Raw genomic sequence first — 18,349 nt, forward strand, 5'->3', positions numbered from 1 at the left:
GTCTCAAGCGGGTTCCGGCGCCGGACCGACCGGTGCCGCTACCCGGGCCAGTACGCGGAACGACGCGGGCCGAAAGGCGCCGACCGGCACACCGGACAGCACATCGGCGAACCGCTTCCCGCGGAATTCCGCTCCCCACGCGGACTTAGGAGGTGCGTCCCGTGGGCAACGTGGGACTGCTCTTCGTCGGTGCGGTGCTCTTCATCAACGGGTTGCTGCTTCTGGGGAAGGTCGACGCCCGGGCGGCAGCGGTGTTCAACCTCTTTGTCGGAGCGCTGCAGGTACTGACGCCCACCTATCTCATCTTCACCGCGGGCGGTGACCCCGACAAGATTCTGGCGGCTTCCGGCATCTATCTGTTCGGTTTCACCTACCTGTACGTAGGGATAAACCTGCTGGGCAACATAGACTCCACCGGCGTCGGCTATTACTCGCTGTTCGTGTCGATTACCGCCCTGGGATATTCGTTCGCGAATTTCCATCTGCTCAAGGATTACCCGTTCGGAGTCATCTGGCTCTACTGGGCATTCCTGTGGTTCCTGTTCTTCCTGCTACTCGGCCTCAAGATGCGGAGCCTCACCACATATGTCGGCTGGGTGACGGCGATCCAGGGCTGGGTCACCGGCGTGATTCCCGCGGCGCTGCTGCTGTCGGGCTACTGGAAGCACACCACGGAGATCGCCATCGCACTCGGGATCTTCGCCGTGGTGTTCGTGGTGCTGTGGCCGCTCACCCGGAAATCCAGGCAGCCGACGAGCGAACCCGCGGCGGCCGGAAGCGCCGGCACATCATCCTGATCCGAATCAGAACTGAGAGGCTGTCATGCCCGACATCGTCTTCCATGTGGACCACAGCAAGTCCATGCGGGACCAGGACGTTCCCGGACACAACCGGTGGCACCCGGACATCCCCACTGTCACCATGGTGAAGCCCGGAGCCGAGTTCCGTATGGAATGCCGCGACTGGACCGACTGCCAGGTCGGCAACAACGACTCCGCCAACGACGTACGCGACATCGACCTGACCATCCCGCACATGCTCAGCGGCCCCGTCGGCGTGGAGGGCGCCGAACCCGGCGACCTGCTCGTCGTCGACATACTCGACCTGGGTCCCGTTCCCCAGCAGAGCGGGGACGCGGCGGGCCAGGGCTGGGGCTACACCGGCATCTTCGCCAAGGCCAACGGCGGCGGCTTCCTGACGGACTACTTCCCGGACGCCTACAAGGCGATATGGGACTTCCACGGCCAGCAGGCGGTCTCCCGCCACCTCCCCGGGATCCGCTTCACGGGGATCACGCACCCCGGACTCTTCGGGACCGCACCGTCCGCCGAGCTGCTCGCCCGGTGGAACACCCGGGAGAAGGCACTGATCGACACCGACCCGAACCGGGTCCCCCCGCTGGCCGTACCACCGGACGGCACCAACGCGCTCGCCGGCACGGCAACCGGCGACCTCGCACGGCGCATAGGCGAGGAAGGCGCACGCACCGTGCCCGCCCGCGAGAACGGAGGCAACCACGACATCAAGAACTTCACACGGGGATCGCGGGTCTTCTACCCCGTGCACGTCAAGGACGCCAAGCTCTCGGGCGGCGACCTGCACTTCAGCCAGGGCGACGGAGAGATCACCTTCTGCGGTGCCATCGAGATGGGCGGCTTCATCGACTTCCACGTCGAACTGATCAAGGGCGGCATGGAGACGTACGGCATCTCCACCAACCCCGTGTTCATGCCGGGCAACGTCGAGCCGCGGTACACGGAGTTCCTCACCTTCATCGGAATCTCCGTCGACCACGACACGGACACGAACTACTACCTGGACGCGACCCTCGCCTACCGTCGCGCCTGCCTCAACGCCGTCGAGTACTTCAAGAAGTTCGGCTACAGCGGTGAACAGGCCTACCTGCTGCTCGGCTCCTCCCCCATCGAAGGACGTATCAGCGGCATCGTCGACATCCCCAACGCCTGCTGCTCGCTGTACGTGCCCACGGCCATGTTCGACTTCGACGTGCGTCCCTCCCCGGCCGGCCCGACGAGGGCGGACCGCGGCCAGGCGGCGCTCACCAGCATCTGAACGCACACCAACGGCCCCGGGCGGGCACCTGGCAGCCACGGTCCGAGGGTGCGGTACGGCTCCGCGGTCTCCCCGCCCGCGGGGCCGTACCGCGTCGCGCGGACCCCCACGGACGCCGCCCGAACGCCCCAACCGGACGCCGCTCAGACGTCGCCGTACGCCTCCCCGCCCAGCTCCAGCTCCGCCGTCCCCGCGGTGGTGTCCGCGAGCCATGCCCGGAAGGCGCCGACATCGGCGTCAGGCAGCCCGACCTCGATCGTGACCGCCTCGGCGTAGCGCACGTCCCGCACCGCCCGCCCGGTCGCGCGCAGATCGTTCTCCAGCCGGCCCGCCCGCTGGTGGTCCACGGTCACCGTGGCCAGCCGGAAGCGCTGCCGCGTGACGGTGCCCAGAGCGTCGAGTGCCTCGCCGACCGCGCCGCCGTAGGCGCGGATGAGCCCGCCCGCGCCCAGCTTGACCCCGCCGTAGTAGCGCGTCACGACGGCCACGGCGTAGCGGATCTCACGGCGCATCAGCATCTGCAGCATCGGCACCCCCGCGGTGCCGCCGGGCTCGCCGTCGTCGCTCGCCTTCTGGACAGCGGCATCGGCGCCGATGACGTACGCGAAGCAGTTGTGGGTGGCGGTCGGGTGCTGTCTGCGGATGCGCGCGACGAAGTCCTGGGCCTCCTGCTCGGTCGCGGCGGGCGCGAGCGCGCAGATGAAGCGCGATCGGTTGATCTCGGTCTCGTGCACGCCCTCACGGGCCACCGTCCGGTACTGCTCCTGCATCCGGCCAGCCTATGCCGCGGCCGGGAATGGTCCGCGCGGGCCATGGGTTGTGGCGGATATGTACGCAGACGAAGAGACGATCCGGCGAATCCTCACCCGCAGCGGTGACACATGGGCCGTGGTGGGGCTGTCGAACAACGAGTCCCGTGCCGCCCATGGGGTCGCCCGGGTTCTCCAGGCCTACGGCAAGCGCATCGTGCCGGTGCACCCGAAGGCCGAGACGGTCCACGGTGAGAAGGGGTACGCCTCGCTGGCCGACGTTCCCTTCCACGTCGACGTCGTCGATGTCTTCGTCAACAGCGAACTCGCGGGCGAGGTCGCCGACGAAGCCGTCGCCAAGGGCGCCAAGGCGGTCTGGTTCCAGCTCGGGGTGATCGACGAAGCGGCGTACGACCGCACGCGGGCGGCGGGGGTCGACATGGTGATGGACCGCTGTCCCGCGATCGAGTTCCCCACGCTGCGCTAGCGACCCGAGGCCTCCTGCTCAGTTCAGCCGGTGCCGAGCCCCTCCAGCACCACCGCACCCGGCAGCCCGGCGAAGACCTTGCCGGGCACGATCAGCTTTCCGCGGCGCCGTCCGCTGCCGATGAGCACCCACTCGGTGTCGACGACCGCGGAGTCGACCAGCAGGGGCCAGTCCGCGGGGAGCCCGATCGGGGTGATGCCTCCGTACTCCATGGCCGTCTCGCCCGTGGCGAGGTCCATGGGGGCGAACGAGGCCTTGCGGGCGCCGAGTTGCTTGCGTACGACGCCGTTGACGTCGACCCGGGTCCGGGAGAGGACCAGGCATGCGGCGAGGGTCGACTCGCCACCGCGCTTGCCCGCCACCACGACGCAGTTGGCGGAGGAGTCGAGGAGGTCGGCGCCGTGGTGCTCGACGAAGACCGCGGTGTCGGCGATCGCCGGGTCGGTGTCGACGTACAGCAGCTGCTCGGCCGGGACGTCGCCGTGCCAGGACCGCACGGCATCGGCGACCGGCGGGGTGAGGAGGTCCAGGCAGTCGGGAGCGGGCCGGGCCTCGTCGAAGTTTCCGATGGGTGCGCGCATACGAAGCACGCTAACAGCGGACGGTACCGGTGCGAGGAGGCGTCTCAGCGGACGGGCGGAATGGAGACGGCCATGGTCATCTCGACGCTCTCCGTGCCCGCGTTGCGGTAGGTGTGCGGCACATTGGCCTCGTAGGTCGCGGAGGTTCCGGCCGGCACGGCGTACGGCTTTCCGTCGACGACTAGGGTGAGTTCGCCCGCGGTGACATGGAGGAGTTCGACGGTCCCGTCCGGATGCGGATCGGAGGCGCTCTCCTCGCCCGGCATCAGCGTCCAGGACCACAGTTCGAGTGGACCGCGGGCTTCGGTGCCGACGAGCAGCGTGGTCGAACTGCCGCCCGGGGTGGACCACATGCGGACGGCCTGCTCCTGGGGCACGAGCTGGACCTGGGGGCTCGTCTCGTAGTCGAGGAGCGTGGTGATGCTGACGCCGAGGGCGTCGGCCAGCTTCACCGTCGTGCCGACGCTCGGGTTGGTACGCGCCTGCTCGATCTGGATGATCATGCCGCGACTGACGCCCGAGCGGGCGGCGAGGGCGTCGAGCGTGAAGCCCCGCTCACCACGCCAGCGCTTGAGATTGCGGGCGAGCGACTGCGTGAGCTGGTCGAGGTCCGACACGTTCCGTCCAATATACTCAATGGAATAGTTCAACACATTGCACTACGGTGTGGTGCACCCGATCGTTCACCGAACTGTACTGCGAGGCACCCATGACAGCGCTGTTCGCCCTGGCCACCAGCCTCCTGTGGGGGCTGGCCGACTTCGGCGGCGGGCTGCTCACACGACGCGTGCCGGCGCTGACGGTCGTCGTGGTCTCGCAGACGATCGCCGTGGTCGTGCTCGGCGCGATCGTGGTCGCGACCGGCGGCTGGAGCGAGACCGGCCCCCAGCTCTGGTACGCGGTGGCGGCCGGCGTCGTCGGCCCGGTCGCGATGCTGAGCTTCTACAAGGCTCTGGCGCTCGGACCGATGGGCGTCGTCTCCCCGCTCGGCTCCCTCGGCGTGATCGTGCCGGTCTCGGTGGGGCTGCTCCTCGGTGAGCGGCCGGGGGTGCTGCAGTTCGCGGGCATCGGCGTGGCCGTGGTCGGTGTACTGCTGGCGGGCGGCCCCGAGTTGCGCGGCGCCCCGGTGCAGCGGCAGGCGGTCCTGCTCACGCTGCTCGCGGCCTTCGGCTTCGGGTCCGTGATGGCGCTCATCGCCGAGGCGTCGACCACGCTCACCGGGCTCTTCCTGGCGCTGTTCGTGCAGCGCGTCACCAACGTGACGGTGGGCGGCGCTGCGCTGTACGTCTCGGTGAAGCGGGGTGGCCGGGCGCTGCCCGAGGACGGCGGCCTGCGGACGGTCCGCGCCTCGCTGCCGGCCCTCGCCTTCGTGGGACTGGCGGATGTCGCGGCGAACGGTACGTACGCGATCGCCGCGCAGCACGGCCCGGTCGCGGTCGCCGCGGTGCTCGCCTCGCTCTACCCCGTGGTGACGGCGCTCGCGGCCCGGGGCGTGCTCAAGGAGCGCCTGCGCGCCGTACAGGCCGCCGGTGCCGGACTCGCCCTCGTCGGCACGGTTCTGCTGGCGACGGGCTGATTCGGCCGAACGGCTGATCAGCGCTCTTCGAGCTCCGCGAGAGCGACGAGCTGCTCCGGGGTCACACCCTCCGGGATCGGCACCGGCGCGGGCGTCCGCAGCGGCGGCTGCCAGCCCGTCTCCGGGTCCCAGCTCCGTACGATCCTGGCGGGCGCGCCGGCGACCACCGCGTGGTCGGGCACCTCGCCGCGGACGACCGCACCCGCCGCCACGACCACATTGCGGCCGAGCCGGGCCCCGGGCAGGATCACCGCGCCCGTGCCCAGCCAGCACCCCGGCCCGATCTCCACGGGCTCGGCGCGCGGCCACTGCTTGCCGACGGGCGTGTGCGGGTCGTCGTAGCTGTGGTTGGTCGAGGTGATGTAGACGTAGGGGCCGCAGTAGGTGTCGGAGCCGATGGTCACCGTCGTGTCGGCGATGACATGGCTGCCGCGGCCCAGGACCACACCGTTGCCGAGGGTGAGGATGGGGTCGGGCCCGAGGTCGAGACCCGGCATCATGCCCGCGGTCAGCGTCACCTGTTCGCCGATGATGCAGTGGTCACCGAGCTCGATCCACGCCTCGCCGAACACGGTTCCCTGCGGGAACGCCAGCCGCGTCCCGGGGCCGATCCTGCGGAAGCGCAGCTCCCCGGGCCGCTCCGCGGTGACCGCTCCAGCTTCCTGTACCCAGCGCATCCCGCGGTGTACGGCACGCGCGAGCACCCGCCGCCGCCAGGCGCTCAGTGAGGAGAACGTGTTCCTTTTTTCCGGCACCCGGACACGCTAGTCGGCCGGGCGGCAGGTCTCCCGGCAGCCGTGCTGTGATCTTCGCCCCACGTCGGGCCCGCCACGCGTGGAATTGCGGTCGTCGAGGCACACGGCAGTCTGGGGTGGGAGACCGGCACACGCGCGACGAGGGGAAGGGCAGAGGGTGGCAGAAGCCCGCGAACCACTCCGCGATCTCGTACGACGCCACCGGGAACCGGCCGTCGTCCAGACGGTGCGTTCCACCGCGGCCGCGGTGATCTCCTACGTCGTCGCCCTCCAGCTGAGCAGCGAGCCCGCACCGCTCACCGCACCGCTGACCGCGCTCCTCGTCGTCCAGGTCACCCTCTACTCGACGCTGACCACCGGCATCCGGCGGGTGAACTCCGTCGTGGCGGGCGTGCTGATCGCGATCGGCTTCAGCGCCCTGGTGGGACTCAGCTGGTGGAGTCTCGGGCTGGTGATCCTCGCGTCGCTGGTGATCGGCCGGTTCGTGAAGGTCGGCGAGTTCGTGCCAGAGGTGGCCATCAGCGCCATGCTCGTCCTGGGCGTGACACAGGTGACGGCGACGGCCTGGGACCGCGTGCTGGAGACGCTGATCGGCGCCGTGGTGGGACTGCTGTTCAACATCCTCTTCGTTCCGCCCGTATGGGTGGGCGACGCGAGCGCGGCGATCACGGACCTCGCCTCCCGGATGCGGGGGCTGATGGCGCACATCGCGGACGAGCTGGGCGACCACACACCGGTGGCCCAGGCCGCGGCCCGGCTGCACGAGGCGCGGCGTCTCGACCACGACATCGTCGAGGTGGACGCGGCACTGCGCCAGGCGGAGGACAGCCTGCGGTTGAATCCCCGGGTCAAGGAGCCGTTGCTGTCGCGGCTCGTGCTGCGTACGGGGCTGGACGCGCTGGAGATCTGTGCGGTGATCCTGCGGGTGTCCTGCCGTACGCTCACCGACCTCGCCAAGACCCGGTCGGCGGGAACGCTGTTCCCGCCTCCGGTGACCGCAGGGCTGCAGGAACTGTTCGGGCATCTGTCCGACGCGATCGGGGCCTTCGCCGAGCTGATCACCGCCCAGGCCTCGGCGAACGGCGCGGAGGCCGAGGCCCGGCTGTCACAGGAGCTGGCCGCCGGCCGCGCCAGCCGCAACCGGGTCGCCGCGCTGCTGCTGGCCGGCGTGCGCGAGAACACGGAGCACTGGCAGCTCCATGGCGCACTCCTGGCGGAGGCCGACCGCATCCTGGACGAACTGGACGTCGAGAAGCGCTCCGAACGGCTGATCGAGGAACTCGACCGGCACGCCCGGGAGCGGCCCACGGGCGGCCAGTGGCTCGACGACCTGAAGCGCCGGATCCGCGGGAGCGTACGGCGGGGCGGCAGCGCGTGACGTGACGCCGGGCGGGCGCCAGCGGGGATACGACGCCGGGCCGGTGGCAGCGCGTGTGGTGGACACCGGGCGGGCGGCGGTGGGTGACGTGACGCCGACCGGGTGGCAGCGGGTGCGATCACACCGGCCGGGCGTGCCGGGGCGGCCGCACCGCGCGGTGTGCGGGTGCGGCCGCCCGGGTCACGAGCGGCGTCTGCGAGCAGACGCACAGGCGACTTACCGCTGGGGCCGCTTCATCCGCTCGGCGGCGTCCTGCGTGGCCTCCCGGGCCTTGCCCGCCATCTGCTCGCCACGGCCCTCCGCCTGCATCTCACGGTCGCCCATGGCCTTGCCGGCGGTTTCCTTCATCTTGCCCTTGGCCTGCTTCGCCTTGGCCTTTGCCTTGCCCATGACGGTGGTCCCTTCACTGTGGGGGGTGGACTGGCGTATCCACCTTGCGCCGATCACCCAGCGTCTGCAATCGGTGACGAAGCGCACACGGTCAGACGGGTGGCCGTCAGTCGGGCGGCTCGGGCAGCGGGCGGGTGCCCGGCTCCGGCTCGGGATCCGAGGGCTGCGCGGGCTCCGGCTCGGGCGGCTGCGGGTCACGCGGCACGGGATCGGGGCCGCTGGGTACCGGCGCGGGCCCGTCAGGGGCTGGTTCGTTCGGGGTGGTCATGGCTGAGCCTTCCGGGTCGGCCTGCGTTCCTCCACGCGCTGCGACTACCCGCGGCACCGGATGTCATCCCCGGAGCGGGCGGTCAGCCCTCGGCCGCCGCCCGGTGGCTCTTCGCCAGCTCCAGGTACATCGCGGCGTTGAGCTTGATGCCCTCGCGCTCCTCGTCGGTCAGCTCGCGCCTGACCTTGGCGGGGACACCGGCGACCAGGGAGCCCGGCGGCACCCGCATGCCCTGCGGGACGAGGGCCTGCGCCGCCACGAGCGAACCGGCGCCGATGTGGGCGCCGTTGAGGACGGTCGCCCCCATGCCGACGAGCACGTCGTCCTCGACGGTGCAGCCGTGGAGGACGGCGTTGTGGCCGACGGAGACGCGCTCGCCGACGGTCACGGGGAATCCGGGGTCGACGTGCACGGTGCAGTTGTCCTGGATGTTGCTGTCGGCGCCGAGGACGATCGGACCGCAGTCGGCGCGCAGCACGGTGTGGTACCAGACGCTCGCACCGGCCGCCATGGTGACCTCGCCGATCACGACGGACGTGGGCGCGGTGAACGCCTCCGGAGCGATGCGCGGCTCCTTCCCGCCCACTCCTGAGATCAGTGCCCGCTCGCGCTCCGCCATCGTCTTCTCCTCGTCCCTGCTCCTGGGCCGCGTCCCTACTTCTGGGCCGCGCCGACCTGCACCGTAGGCGATGCCTCGGCGGAGACGTCCGCGGGGGCGGGCGTCTCGGCGCCGGTCGCGCACTCCGAGCGCTCGGCGGCCTTCTTGGCCCGGTTCTTCAGGATGAGCATCGACGTGAGACCGACGAGCACGGCCAGGACGAGCCCCAGCCAGGAGAAGCGCTTGAGCCAGGCCTCGGCGACGACACCGACCGAGTAGATGACGGCGGTCGTACCGCCCGCCCACAGGATGCCGCCGAAGACGTTGGCGATGAGGAACTTCCAGTACGGCATGCGCAGTACGCCCGCCAGCGGACCGGCGAAGATGCGCAGCAGCGCCACGAAGCGGCCGAAGAAGACGGCCCACATGCCCCACTTCTGGAAGGACCGCTCGGCGAGCGCGATGTTGGCCGCGCTGAAGTGCTTGGGGAACTTCCCGCCGCACCAGGTCAGCAGCGGCCGGCCGCCCCTGCGCCCGATGGCGTATCCGATCGAGTCGCCGATGATCGCGCCGGCGGTGGCGCAGGCGCCGAGCACCCAGGGGTTGATGTCGCCGTGCTGGGAGGCGAGAAGCGCGGAGCTGACGAGGACGATCTCGCCCGGCAGCGGGATACCGAGGCTCTCCAGCCCGATGACCACCCCCACCAGGACGTAGACGGCCATGGCCGGCACGGTCTCGAGCCACTCCTGGACGTGCAACGCTGGATCCTCCCGTTTGTCGGCGGCCCTGGCCCGTGGTCATTGGGCGCGGACATGCCCGTGTGCGATCGGGCTGGGCTGCCCGGCGCGCTGCCTGCGGCGCACGCCGGGCAGCCTACCTCGGAGGCAACAGTGCCCCTCGCGTCCGAAGCCGGACGCGAGGGGCACTCTCACGGTGTCTCACATGGCGTGGATGTCAGCTGTTCGGACGCAGCGTCCAGACGACGGTCATCTCGCCCGTCACCGCGTCGTCCGCGTCACGGGTGATCGCGACGGTGACCGGGAACTCGGGGCGCCCGCCGGCGTCCAGTTCCGCGACGACCTCCTCGGCGGGGCGGCCGAGGGTCGCGGTCGCGGTGACCACGCCCATCGCGAGCTTCTTGTAGCCGATCTCGGCCCGGACCGCGAGCGGCACGGCGCGGGACAGCTGGTCGCCGAAGGCGGCGAGCACGATCGCGCCACTGGCGGACTCGGCGAGGGTGAACATCGCGCCGGCGTGCGGTCCGCCGACGTGGTTGTGGTAGTCGGGCTGGTCCGGCATACGGACCACGGCGCGCTCGGCCGTGGTCTCCAGGAACTCCAGGTTGAGGGTCCTGGCCATGGGGACCGTGGCGGCGAGCAGCTCGCCGACGGACTTCTGGTCTGCACTCATGACACGGGATGTTACCCACGAGTAGCGGAACTTCGCCATCCCCTCACGGGGGCGGGCGTGCCACCGAACACCCCGCACCTCTATGGTTACTGGCCATGTGGCCAGGACAGCAGCCGCCCGGGGGCGAGCAGAACCCGCAGGACCAGAACCCGTACACGCAGCCGGGATACCAGCAGCCGAATCCCTACCAGCAGCCGGGATACCAGCAGCCGGGACACCAGCAACAGCCCGGCTATCCGCAGCAGCCCGGGTATCCGCAGCAGGGTCACCAGCAGCCGAACCCGTACCAGCAGCCGACCGTGCCGCAGTACTCCACTCCCGGTCCGCCGCACCCGGGCGGGCCCGGCCCGTCCCAGGACAAGAAGAAGACGGTCCTCGTCGCGATCATCGCGGCTACCGCCGTCGTCGCCGCGGCCGTCATCACGGGCGTCGTCGTGCTGAAGGACGACGACAAGGGCAAGGACGTCGCGGACCACAAGAAGCCGTCGACGTCGCCGACGGAGCCGGCCGAGGCCCCGTCCCCCACCGACAACCCGCGCGACGGCTCCAACGGGGCCAAGCCGACGATCGCGGGCTGGAAGGTCGTCACCAACCCCAAGCACGGCACGCAGTTCGACGTGCCCGCGGACTGGGAGGTGGCGAGCGCCGGCGTCGCCACCGGGTTCGAGGACGAGAAGAAGGGCGACGGTTCGCCCGCGGTCATGATGACCGCCCCGGCCTACTTCAAGAGCAAGTGGTGCTCGGTCGACTCCGACCTGGACGGCAAGGCCGAGGACTCGGGTCTGGGCGCGACCGGGACCAAGGGCGGCCAGGGCGCCAAGGACACGGCCGAGGCCGCTTACAACGAGGCGGGCAACTGGTCCTGGGCCGCCTACGCGCAGACCGAGCCCAAGGGCACGGTCAAGGTCACCAAGGCGCAGCCCTACACGACGAAGTCGGGGCTGAGCGGCCATGTCGCGACGGCCACCGCCGTCGGAGTCCAGAAGAAGGACAAGTGCGACACCGACGGCAAGTCGATCGCCTTCTCCTTCAAGAACACCAAGGGCAACTTCGCCTCCTGGGTCCTCTACGCCAACAAGGGCATCGCGGGCGAGATCCCGGACGCGACGATTCAGAAGATCCTCGGCACCGTGCGGCTGGCCGACGCCCCGGCGTCCTGAATCCGGTTTGGCAAGGAGGGGCGGCGCCAGCGATAGTCCCCGGGTGACTTCTCGTACGCCGCTCCTCCACCGCCGCCCCGAATGGGCCGGCCGCAACTACTCACTGCTGACCGCCTCCGCGATCGTCACCAATCTGGGAACCCACGGTGCGCTGATCGCGGCGGCGTTCGCCGTGTTGGAGTCGGGCGGCGACGGCGGCGACGTGGGTCTGGTCGCCGCGGCCCGCACCCTGCCGCTCGTCCTCTTCCTGCTGATCGGCGGCGCGATCGCGGACCGGTTGCCGCGACACCGGGTGATGGTCGCCGCCAACGCGCTCAACTGCGTCTCGCAGGCGGCCTTCGCCGTACTGGTGCTGGCCGGGGAACCGCAGCTGTGGCAGATGATGCTGCTCACCGCGCTCTGCGGCACCGGGCAGGCGTTCTTCAACCCGGCCGCCGAGGGCATGCTGATGTCCAGCGTCACCGGCGAGCAGGCGAGCAAGGCGTTCGCGCTCTTCCGGATGGCGATGCACGGAGCGGGGATCGGCGGCGCGGCGCTCGGCGGCGCGATGATCGCCGCGGTCGGGCCGGGGTGGGTGCTGGCCATCGACGCCGCCGCCTTCGCGGTCGCGGGCGCGCTCCGCGCGTTCCTCGACGTCGGCCACATACCGGCGAGGAAGCCCGGCGGCGGACTCCTGGCCGATCTGCGCGACGGCTGGCAGGAGGTCATCGGCCGCCCCTGGCTGTGGTCGATCGTGGCGCAGTTCTCGGTCGTGGTCGCGGTCGTCGGCGCGGCCGATGCGGTGTACGGGCCGCTGGTCGCCGAGGAGTCGCTGGGCGGGGCACGGCCGTGGGGACTCGCGCTGGCGGCGTTCGGAGCGGGCACTCTGGGCGGTGCGCTGCTGATGATGCGGTGGAAGCCGCGGCGCATGCTGCTCGCGGGCACGCTGTGCGTGTTCCCGCTGGCACTGCCCTCGGCGGCGCTCGCCGTGCCGGTGTCGATCGGCGCGCTGATGGTGGTCATGTTCGTGAGCGGCGTCGCCATCGAGGTGTTCGGCGTCGCCTGGATGACCACGCTGCACCAGGAGATCCCCGAGGAGAAGCTGTCCCGGGTCTCCGCGTACGACTGGTTCGGGTCGACGGCGATGCTGCCGCTCTCGACCGCCCTGGCCGGCCCCGCGGAGAGCGTGTTCGGCCGCCAGACGGCACTGTGGGGTTGTGCTGCGCTCATCGTGGTCGTCACGGCGCTGGTGCTGCTGGTCCCGGACGTACGGAACCTGACGCGACGTACGAAGCGGATAGCCGGTCACCGCACCACACCCACCGCGGCCGCAGCGACCGTGGCCGGAACCGGCTCCGCGACAGCGACCGGGACCGACCTCCACACCCGGGAATCGCTCTAGGGATGCCCTGGGGCACTGCACCGGGAACCCGACCGACGAACGGAGTGACCGTGACGCACGACGAACGCACCGAGGCCGAGCTGCGGCATCTGCGCCGCTGTGTCGAGCTCGCCGCCGAGGCGGTGGAAGCGGGTGATCATCCCTTCGGTTCCGTGCTGGTCGCGGCGGACGGCGGCGTGCTCGCCGAGGACCGCAACCGTGAGGTGACGACGGGCGACCCGACGCGCCATCCGGAGTTCGCGCTGGCCCGCTGGGCGGCCGAGAACATGACCGCAAAGGCCCGGGCGGCGGCGACGGTGTTCACCTCGGGCGAGCACTGCGCGATGTGCGCGGCGGCGCACGGCTGGGTCGGGCTGGGGCGCATCGTGTACGTGAGCTCCTCCGAGCAGACGACGGCCTGGCTCGGCGAGCTGGGTGTTCCGCCGTCCGCCGTGCGAACGCTGCCGGTCGGTGAGATCGTCCCGGGCCTGCCCGTGGAGGGGCCGGTCCCCGCTCTCGCCGAGCAGGTACGCGAGTTGCACCGGCGCTTCCGCGGCCGGACGCGCGAGGCGTGACCGGTGGCCCGACCGGTGTCGCGGCAGGCGCCTCAGCCGATGCTGAAGGCCCCGTCCGGCGGTTCCGGTGAGGCGACCGCGTTCTCGTCCCGTACGGCCGTGGCGTCACCGATGAATCGGCGCAGGGCCTCGCCGTGCTCGACGCGGGCCGGGAACGCGTCGGACGCGGTACGGCGGGCGAGGGCGTGGGTGTCGATCCCGGTGTGCGAAGCAATCAGTACGGCGTTGCCGAAGCGGCGGCCGCGCAGCACCCCGGGTTCGGCGATGAGCGCCAGCTCAGGGAACACGGTGGCGAACGTGGCCAGTTGGGATCGGAGGAAGGCGAAGGGAGCACCGTCGGCGAGGTTCGCCGCGTAGATCCCGCCGGAGCGCAGGACGCGGTTCACGGCCCTGGCGTACTCGCGGGAGGTGAGATGCGCGGGCACCCGCGAGCCGCCGAACACATCGGCGATCACCACATCCGCGCAGTCCGCCGGCGCCTCCTCCAGCCACCGCCGCGCGTCGGCCCCGTGCACGGAGATTCCCGGTCCTGGCGGCAGCGGTAGCCGCTCGGTGACCAGCGCCAGCAGCCCGCGGTCGGCCTCGACCACGTCCTGCCGTGAGCCCGGACGGGTGACCGCGACGTATCTGGGCAGGGTCAGCGCCCCGCCGCCGAGGTGCAGTACGTCCAGTGGCGCGCCCTCGTCGCCCACGCAGTCCAGGACGTGCGCGAGGCGTCGCGCGTACTCGAATTCGAGGTGCGTCGGATCGTCGAGGTCGACGTACGACTGCGGCGCCCCGTCCACGGTCAGCAGCCAGGCGCGCGCCCGGTCGATGTCGGGCATGAGCTTGGCGGTGCCGTGGTCGACGGCGCGGATGACGGGAAGGGGCTCGTCCACCCGGCCATTGTGCGCCCAGGATGCGACCGCTTTCGAACGCCGGGGCCCGCTGTCGAACACCGGGGTTCCGCTCCTGCGCCGGCACGGTCCGGACGCCGGGTGGTCGAGGTCAGCCCGGCAGGATCGCCCGTACGGCCTGGGCGTGCGCCACCGCCTGGGCACGGCCCGCCCGGGCGGAGGGCGCCCGGCGCGAAGGATCCAGCACATTGCGCCCGAACGCCCGGCGGGCCGCCCGGTCCGGGGTGATCAGGACCACGTGCGCCCCCGCCGCGGTGAGCCTGGCCGCCTGCACGCGCGCCGAGGGTACGGGCCCGCCGCCGACCGAGATCGGCGCGACGATGACGACCGTGTCGTAGCCGACCGCGAGGTCCGCGTTCGTGGACGAGCGCACTCCGCCGTCGATGAAACGCCGTCCGCCGATGGTGACGGGCGGCCAGACGCCGGGCACGGCGCAACTCGCGCCGACCGCGTCGAGCAGCGGGACACCGCTCTCCTCGTCGAAGGCCCGGAACTCGCCGGTGAGGGCGTCCACCGCGGTGACGACGAGCCGCCGCGCACGCGGCCAGTCGTGCGTGAGCAGCCGGGCGGCGAAGACGGCCCGCCGTACCTCCTCCGGCTCGGTACGGGTGGACAGCGCGAGCCGCCCCATGCGCGCGCCGTACGCCTCGGCGTCGCGCGAGCGCAGCACCCCCCAGAGGTAGCGGGCGAGGACGGTGGGCCCCATGCCGGCGGGCACCTCGCCCTCCGGATCGGCGAGCTGACGCTCATACAGCTCCGGAAGGGTGAGCAGGCCGGAGGTGAGCTGGGCTCCGACGACCGAGCCCGCCGAGGTCCCGACGATCAGATCGGCGCCGGTCGGGTCGGCGCCGGCCTCGGCGAGGCCGTGCAGGATGCCGACCTCCCAGCCGATCCCGGCCAGCCCGCCCCCGCCGAGTACCAGTGCCGTCCGACGGCTCTTCGTCGGCTCGTCCCTCACCACGTCCTTGTGCGCGTCAGTGTCCGCCATGGCAGCAGTGTGACGTGTACGGGGCGGGCCCGCTCCCCCGCGGACGGCGGGAAGCGGGCCCTCGGCTCAGACCAGCGCGGTGACGGTGCCCGCGCCCACCGTGCGGCCGCCCTCGCGGATCGCGAAGCCCAGGCCGGGCTCCAGCGGAGTGTCGCGGCCGAGCTCGACGGTCATGGTGACCGTGTCGCCGGGACGCGCGACCGCCGCCTCGCCGAGGTCGACGTCCCCGACGACATCCGCGGTGCGGATGTAGAACTGCGGCCGGTAGCCGGTGCCGATCGGCGTCGTACGGCCGCCCTCACGGCCGGACAGGACGTACACCTGGGCGGTGAAACGGCGGCTGGGCGTGACGCTGCCGGGCGCCGTGACCACATGGCCGCGCCGCACCGCGTCACGCGGCACCCCGCGCAGCAGCAGCGCCACGTTGTCGCCGGCCTCGGCGGACTCCATCGGCTTGCCGAAGGTCTCCAGGCCGGTGACGACGGTGGTGACGTCGGCCCCGAGCACCTCCACCTGGTCGCCGACGCGCACGGTGCCGCGCTCGACAGCGCCCGTGACGACCGTGCCGCGCCCGGTGATGGTGAGCACGTTCTCCACCGGGAGCAGGAACGGCGCGTCCGTGTAGCGGACCGGCATCGGCACATAGGTGTCGACGGCGTCGAGCAGCGCCTCCACGGCGGCCGTCCAGCGCGGGTCACCCTCCAGGGCCTTGAGCCCGGAGACCCTGACGACCGGCACCGCGTCACCGCCGTAGCCGTGCGCCGTGAGCAGCTCGCGCACCTCGAGCTCGACGAGGTCGGTCAGCTCGGGGTCGTCCGCGTCGGCCTTGTTGAGGGCGACGACGATGTGGTCGACGCCGACCTGACGGGCCAGCAGGACGTGCTCGGCGGTCTGCGGCATGATCCCGTCGAGCGCGGAGACGACGAGGATCGCGCCGTCGAGCTGGGCGGCACCGGTGACCATGTTCTTCACGTAGTCGGCGTGGCCGGGCATGTCGACGTGCGCGTAGTGCCGGGTGTCGGTCTCGTACTCGACGTGCGCGATGTTGATGGTGATGCCCCGGGCGGCCTCCTCCGGCGCCCGGTCGATCCGGTCGAACGGCACGAAGGTGCCGGTCCCGCGCTCGCTGAGGACCTTGGTGATGGCGGCCGTCAGCGTGGTCTTGCCGTGGTCGACGTGGCCCATGGTGCCGATGTTGAGGTGCGGCTTGGTGCGCACGTATGCCGTCTTGGGCATGGCTGTCGCAGTTCCTTCCCGGAACTCGAAGAGTGAACTCCCTGCGGAGGGGGACCCCTTGGCCGGACCGACCCTCCCCCTGCGGGGTCCGCCGGACAATCCGGGAAGGGTCAGCTTCGGGCGCCGTCGAGGGGCGCCGCTGTGGCCGCTGCGGCTGCGAAGGCAGCCGCGGCGACTGCCGTGACGGCTGCCGCGACGGCTGCTGCGAGGAGGACGGCAGCCTTCGGCGCGTCCGCGACTGCGGACGGCGCTGCGGGGAAGGCGTACCGGAACATGCGTCGATGATCGCCGACCGTGCGGGCGGCCGTCGAATGGTTTTCCCGTGGGCGGGAGTTACCGGTCACCCGCGCGGATCACCGGTGCGATCACCGGCTCCCGGCCGGCGTCACAGGTTCTTGAGGGCTTCGCGCACCGAGAGCGGCGCCAGCCGGTCACGGGAGGTGGCGACGAAGGCCCGTACGGCGTCCGGGTCGGTCTTGGCGTACTCGCGCAGGCTCCAGCCGATCGCCTTGCGGATGAAGAAGTCGGAGTGCCCGGACTGACGCAGGCAGTACCGGAAGAGCCGTTCCGCGTCCGTCGCCTGCTTGTAGCCGAGCTGGTGGAGCAGGGCCGTGCGGGCGATCCAGAGGTTGTCGTCCTCGATCCACTCGTCCATCGCGGCGACGAGTTCCGCGTCGGCGGCGACGAGCGGGCCGACGACATGGGCGGCGAGCAGGTCCACCGTGTCCCACCACGAGACCGTGGCGATCAGGTGGCGGGCGACCAGCAGGAAGTCCGAGGAGCAGCGCCCGGCGTGGCGCCGCAGATAGTCGACGGCGAAGTAGTGGTACTCGCGCTCGGGCAGCTCCCAGCAGCGCAGGGCTATCGCCGCGCAGTCGGCCTCGGCGGGCCTCGGGGTGCCGTCGAGGACCGTACGGGACAGGCGACGCCGTTCGGGGGTGCGGATGCCGAGGAAGGGTGCGACGTCCTTCATGTAGGCGGCGGCCTCGCGCGCCCGGACCGGGTCGGCTCCCGTGGCGTACACGACGGTGAGCCGTTCGAGCACCGTGTCGGCGAGCGCGCTGCGCGGTACGGGGAGGGTCATGCGCCACACATTACGGCGATCATACGACCGCGTCGGTTAGTCTCCCCGGATGCTCGACCCCGTCCCCGGGCCGCGCGACGGCCTCGCCCTCCGCTGCGGCCGCGTCCTCCTCTCACCCTGGTCACGGCTTGCGCTGCTGGTGCTGCTGCTGGCGTGCGCGGCCTCCGCGGTCGTGGCGTACGAACCGCAGCAGCTGCTGGTGACGGGCTGGCCGCCGCAGGTGAGCGGCGGGGCGGCGGTGGCCCTCTTCGCCGCCGCGTACGGGCTGTGCACGGCGGCGTTCGTGCCACGCCCCCTGCTGAATCTGGCGGCCGGTGCGCTGTTCGGCTCGCAGGCCGGTCTGGCGGCGGCGATCGCGGGCACCGTGCTGGGCGCGGGCATCTCGTTCACTCTCGGGCGGCTCCTCGGTCAGGACGCCCTGAGGCCCCTGCTGCGGGGACGCTGGCTCACGGCGGCGGACGGCCAGCTGAGCCGGCACGGTTTCCGCTCGGTGCTGGTCCTGAGGCTGCTCCCCGGTATCCCGTTCGCCGCCAGCAACTACTGCGCCGCCGTGTCGCGGATGGGCTACCTGCCCTTCCTCCTGGCGACCGGCATCGGGTCCGTCCCGAACACCGCGGCCTACGTGGTGGCGGGCAGCAGCGCGGCTTCGCCCACGTCACCCGTCTTCCTGATCGCCGCGGGCTTCATCGTCGCGTCGACCCTGGTCGGAGCGCTCGTCGCCTGGCGCAAACGGCACCGGCTGCGCTCGGTGTGAACCCGCTGCCCGTCCACCGGCGGGCCAGTAG

At 71.5% G+C, this 18,349-nt stretch carries 22 protein-coding genes; 9 read left to right on the forward strand and 13 right to left on the reverse strand.

Annotated features, from left to right (window positions below):
- Positions 1–161 precede the first annotated feature (161 nt).
- Both OG766_RS04585 and fmdA read left to right on the forward strand, forming a co-directional pair.
- Positions 162–797 carry an AmiS/UreI family transporter gene (locus OG766_RS04585; RefSeq protein WP_266376100.1) on the forward strand — a complete coding sequence of 212 codons (636 nt, stop codon included), beginning with the start codon at positions 162–164 and terminating at the stop codon, positions 795–797.
- A 25-nt stretch (positions 798–822) separates the two neighbouring features.
- Entirely contained in the window at positions 823–2,073 is a 1,251-nt protein-coding gene (gene fmdA / locus OG766_RS04590) for a formamidase (RefSeq protein WP_266376098.1), read from the forward strand.
- A 143-nt stretch (positions 2,074–2,216) separates the two neighbouring features.
- Here fmdA and OG766_RS04595 read toward each other — a convergent pair whose 3' ends face one another.
- Complete coding sequence (locus OG766_RS04595) at positions 2,217–2,843, reverse strand: YigZ family protein (protein WP_266376096.1); 627 nt, start codon at positions 2,841–2,843, stop codon at positions 2,217–2,219.
- A 58-nt stretch (positions 2,844–2,901) separates the two neighbouring features.
- Between OG766_RS04595 and OG766_RS04600 the strand changes: the two genes are divergently transcribed.
- Positions 2,902–3,309, forward strand: a complete 408-nt coding sequence (locus OG766_RS04600) for a CoA-binding protein (protein ID WP_266376094.1) — start codon at positions 2,902–2,904, stop codon at positions 3,307–3,309.
- 23 nt (positions 3,310–3,332) lie between these two features.
- Here OG766_RS04600 and OG766_RS04605 read toward each other — a convergent pair whose 3' ends face one another.
- Both OG766_RS04605 and OG766_RS04610 read right to left on the reverse strand, forming a co-directional pair.
- A complete protein-coding gene (locus tag OG766_RS04605) occupies positions 3,333–3,890 on the reverse strand; it encodes a YbaK/EbsC family protein (protein WP_266376092.1) in 558 nt (185 codons plus the stop codon).
- 44 nt (positions 3,891–3,934) lie between these two features.
- Positions 3,935–4,507 (reverse strand): helix-turn-helix domain-containing protein, encoded by a 573-nt coding sequence (locus OG766_RS04610; RefSeq protein ID WP_266376090.1) that lies wholly within the window; start codon positions 4,505–4,507, stop codon positions 3,935–3,937.
- Positions 4,508–4,599: 92 nt separating this feature from the next.
- Between OG766_RS04610 and OG766_RS04615 the strand changes: the two genes are divergently transcribed.
- Positions 4,600–5,466 (forward strand): DMT family transporter, encoded by an 867-nt coding sequence (locus tag OG766_RS04615; protein ID WP_266376088.1) that lies wholly within the window; start codon positions 4,600–4,602, stop codon positions 5,464–5,466.
- Between the two features lie 17 nt (positions 5,467–5,483).
- Here OG766_RS04615 and OG766_RS04620 read toward each other — a convergent pair whose 3' ends face one another.
- Complete coding sequence (locus OG766_RS04620; RefSeq protein WP_266376086.1) at positions 5,484–6,221, reverse strand: acyltransferase; 738 nt, start codon at positions 6,219–6,221, stop codon at positions 5,484–5,486.
- A 157-nt stretch (positions 6,222–6,378) separates the two neighbouring features.
- On the opposite strand from OG766_RS04620, the gene OG766_RS04625 reads away from it, so the two are divergent.
- Positions 6,379–7,599, forward strand: a complete 1,221-nt coding sequence (locus tag OG766_RS04625) for an aromatic acid exporter family protein (protein WP_266376084.1) — start codon at positions 6,379–6,381, stop codon at positions 7,597–7,599.
- Positions 7,600–7,815: 216 nt separating this feature from the next.
- Here the strand turns inward: OG766_RS04625 and OG766_RS04630 are convergent, their stop codons facing one another.
- The 5 genes from OG766_RS04630 to OG766_RS04650 form a co-directional block, all read right to left on the reverse strand.
- Positions 7,816–7,989, reverse strand: a complete 174-nt coding sequence (locus OG766_RS04630; protein WP_266376082.1) for a CsbD family protein — start codon at positions 7,987–7,989, stop codon at positions 7,816–7,818.
- A gap of 106 nt (positions 7,990–8,095) precedes the next feature.
- Positions 8,096–8,257, reverse strand: a complete 162-nt coding sequence (locus OG766_RS04635) for a hypothetical protein (RefSeq protein ID WP_266376080.1) — start codon at positions 8,255–8,257, stop codon at positions 8,096–8,098.
- Positions 8,258–8,339: 82 nt separating this feature from the next.
- Positions 8,340–8,876 (reverse strand): gamma carbonic anhydrase family protein, encoded by a 537-nt coding sequence (locus tag OG766_RS04640; RefSeq protein ID WP_266376078.1) that lies wholly within the window; start codon positions 8,874–8,876, stop codon positions 8,340–8,342.
- A 35-nt stretch (positions 8,877–8,911) separates the two neighbouring features.
- Positions 8,912–9,613, reverse strand: coding sequence for a DedA family protein (locus tag OG766_RS04645; RefSeq protein WP_266376076.1), 702 nt, complete (start codon positions 9,611–9,613; stop codon positions 8,912–8,914).
- A gap of 196 nt (positions 9,614–9,809) precedes the next feature.
- Positions 9,810–10,265, reverse strand: coding sequence for a DUF4442 domain-containing protein (locus OG766_RS04650; RefSeq protein WP_266376074.1), 456 nt, complete (start codon positions 10,263–10,265; stop codon positions 9,810–9,812).
- Between the two features lie 95 nt (positions 10,266–10,360).
- On the opposite strand from OG766_RS04650, the gene OG766_RS04655 reads away from it, so the two are divergent.
- Genes OG766_RS04655 through OG766_RS04665 form a run of 3 tightly spaced genes read left to right on the forward strand, consistent with a single transcriptional unit; the run spans position 10,361 to position 13,360 of the window.
- The gene (locus OG766_RS04655) at positions 10,361–11,425 is read left to right on the forward strand and encodes a hypothetical protein (protein ID WP_266376072.1); all 1,065 of its coding nucleotides are present in this window, start codon (positions 10,361–10,363) and stop codon (positions 11,423–11,425) included.
- Between the two features lie 43 nt (positions 11,426–11,468).
- Positions 11,469–12,806 (forward strand): MFS transporter, encoded by a 1,338-nt coding sequence (locus OG766_RS04660; RefSeq protein ID WP_266376071.1) that lies wholly within the window; start codon positions 11,469–11,471, stop codon positions 12,804–12,806.
- 50 nt (positions 12,807–12,856) lie between these two features.
- Positions 12,857–13,360 carry a nucleoside deaminase gene (locus OG766_RS04665; protein WP_328724622.1) on the forward strand — a complete coding sequence of 168 codons (504 nt, stop codon included), beginning with the start codon at positions 12,857–12,859 and terminating at the stop codon, positions 13,358–13,360.
- Positions 13,361–13,392: 32 nt separating this feature from the next.
- On the opposite strand, the gene OG766_RS04670 is transcribed toward OG766_RS04665, so the two are convergent.
- The 4 genes from OG766_RS04670 to OG766_RS04685 form a co-directional block, all read right to left on the reverse strand.
- Positions 13,393–14,238, reverse strand: a complete 846-nt coding sequence (locus tag OG766_RS04670; RefSeq protein ID WP_328724623.1) for a spermidine synthase — start codon at positions 14,236–14,238, stop codon at positions 13,393–13,395.
- Between the two features lie 109 nt (positions 14,239–14,347).
- Positions 14,348–15,244 carry a patatin-like phospholipase family protein gene (locus OG766_RS04675; RefSeq protein WP_328724624.1) on the reverse strand — a complete coding sequence of 299 codons (897 nt, stop codon included), beginning with the start codon at positions 15,242–15,244 and terminating at the stop codon, positions 14,348–14,350.
- A gap of 66 nt (positions 15,245–15,310) precedes the next feature.
- Complete coding sequence (gene tuf / locus OG766_RS04680) at positions 15,311–16,480, reverse strand: elongation factor Tu (protein ID WP_328724625.1); 1,170 nt, start codon at positions 16,478–16,480, stop codon at positions 15,311–15,313.
- Between the two features lie 385 nt (positions 16,481–16,865).
- Positions 16,866–17,564, reverse strand: coding sequence for a DNA alkylation repair protein (locus OG766_RS04685; protein ID WP_328724626.1), 699 nt, complete (start codon positions 17,562–17,564; stop codon positions 16,866–16,868).
- Between the two features lie 49 nt (positions 17,565–17,613).
- Here OG766_RS04685 and OG766_RS04690 point away from each other — a divergent pair, with 49 nt between their 5' ends.
- A complete protein-coding gene (locus OG766_RS04690; protein ID WP_266376065.1) occupies positions 17,614–18,318 on the forward strand; it encodes a TVP38/TMEM64 family protein in 705 nt (234 codons plus the stop codon).
- Positions 18,319–18,349 lie beyond the last annotated feature (31 nt).

Source organism: Streptomyces sp. NBC_00259 (genome assembly GCF_036181745.1).
Classification (GTDB): Bacteria; Actinomycetota; Actinomycetes; order Streptomycetales; family Streptomycetaceae; genus Streptomyces; species Streptomyces pratisoli.

Coding starts and splice junctions, on each gene's coding strand:
- fmdA (WP_266376098.1), top strand. CDS start 823: ATGCCCGACATCGTCTTCCATGTGGACCACAGCAAGTCCATGCGGGAC.
- OG766_RS04595 (WP_266376096.1), bottom strand. CDS start 2,843: ATGCAGGAGCAGTACCGGACGGTGGCCCGTGAGGGCGTGCACGAGACC.
- OG766_RS04600 (WP_266376094.1), top strand. CDS start 2,902: ATGTACGCAGACGAAGAGACGATCCGGCGAATCCTCACCCGCAGCGGT.
- OG766_RS04605 (WP_266376092.1), bottom strand. CDS start 3,890: ATGCGCGCACCCATCGGAAACTTCGACGAGGCCCGGCCCGCTCCCGAC.
- OG766_RS04615 (WP_266376088.1), top strand. CDS start 4,600: ATGACAGCGCTGTTCGCCCTGGCCACCAGCCTCCTGTGGGGGCTGGCC.
- OG766_RS04630 (WP_266376082.1), bottom strand. CDS start 7,989: ATGGGCAAGGCAAAGGCCAAGGCGAAGCAGGCCAAGGGCAAGATGAAG.
- OG766_RS04635 (WP_266376080.1), bottom strand. CDS start 8,257: ATGACCACCCCGAACGAACCAGCCCCTGACGGGCCCGCGCCGGTACCC.
- OG766_RS04640 (WP_266376078.1), bottom strand. CDS start 8,876: ATGGCGGAGCGCGAGCGGGCACTGATCTCAGGAGTGGGCGGGAAGGAG.
- OG766_RS04650 (WP_266376074.1), bottom strand. CDS start 10,265: ATGAGTGCAGACCAGAAGTCCGTCGGCGAGCTGCTCGCCGCCACGGTC.
- OG766_RS04655 (WP_266376072.1), top strand. CDS start 10,361: ATGTGGCCAGGACAGCAGCCGCCCGGGGGCGAGCAGAACCCGCAGGAC.
- OG766_RS04675 (WP_328724624.1), bottom strand. CDS start 15,244: ATGGCGGACACTGACGCGCACAAGGACGTGGTGAGGGACGAGCCGACG.
- tuf (WP_328724625.1), bottom strand. CDS start 16,480: ATGCCCAAGACGGCATACGTGCGCACCAAGCCGCACCTCAACATCGGC.
- OG766_RS04685 (WP_328724626.1), bottom strand. CDS start 17,564: ATGACCCTCCCCGTACCGCGCAGCGCGCTCGCCGACACGGTGCTCGAA.
- OG766_RS04690 (WP_266376065.1), top strand. CDS start 17,614: ATGCTCGACCCCGTCCCCGGGCCGCGCGACGGCCTCGCCCTCCGCTGC.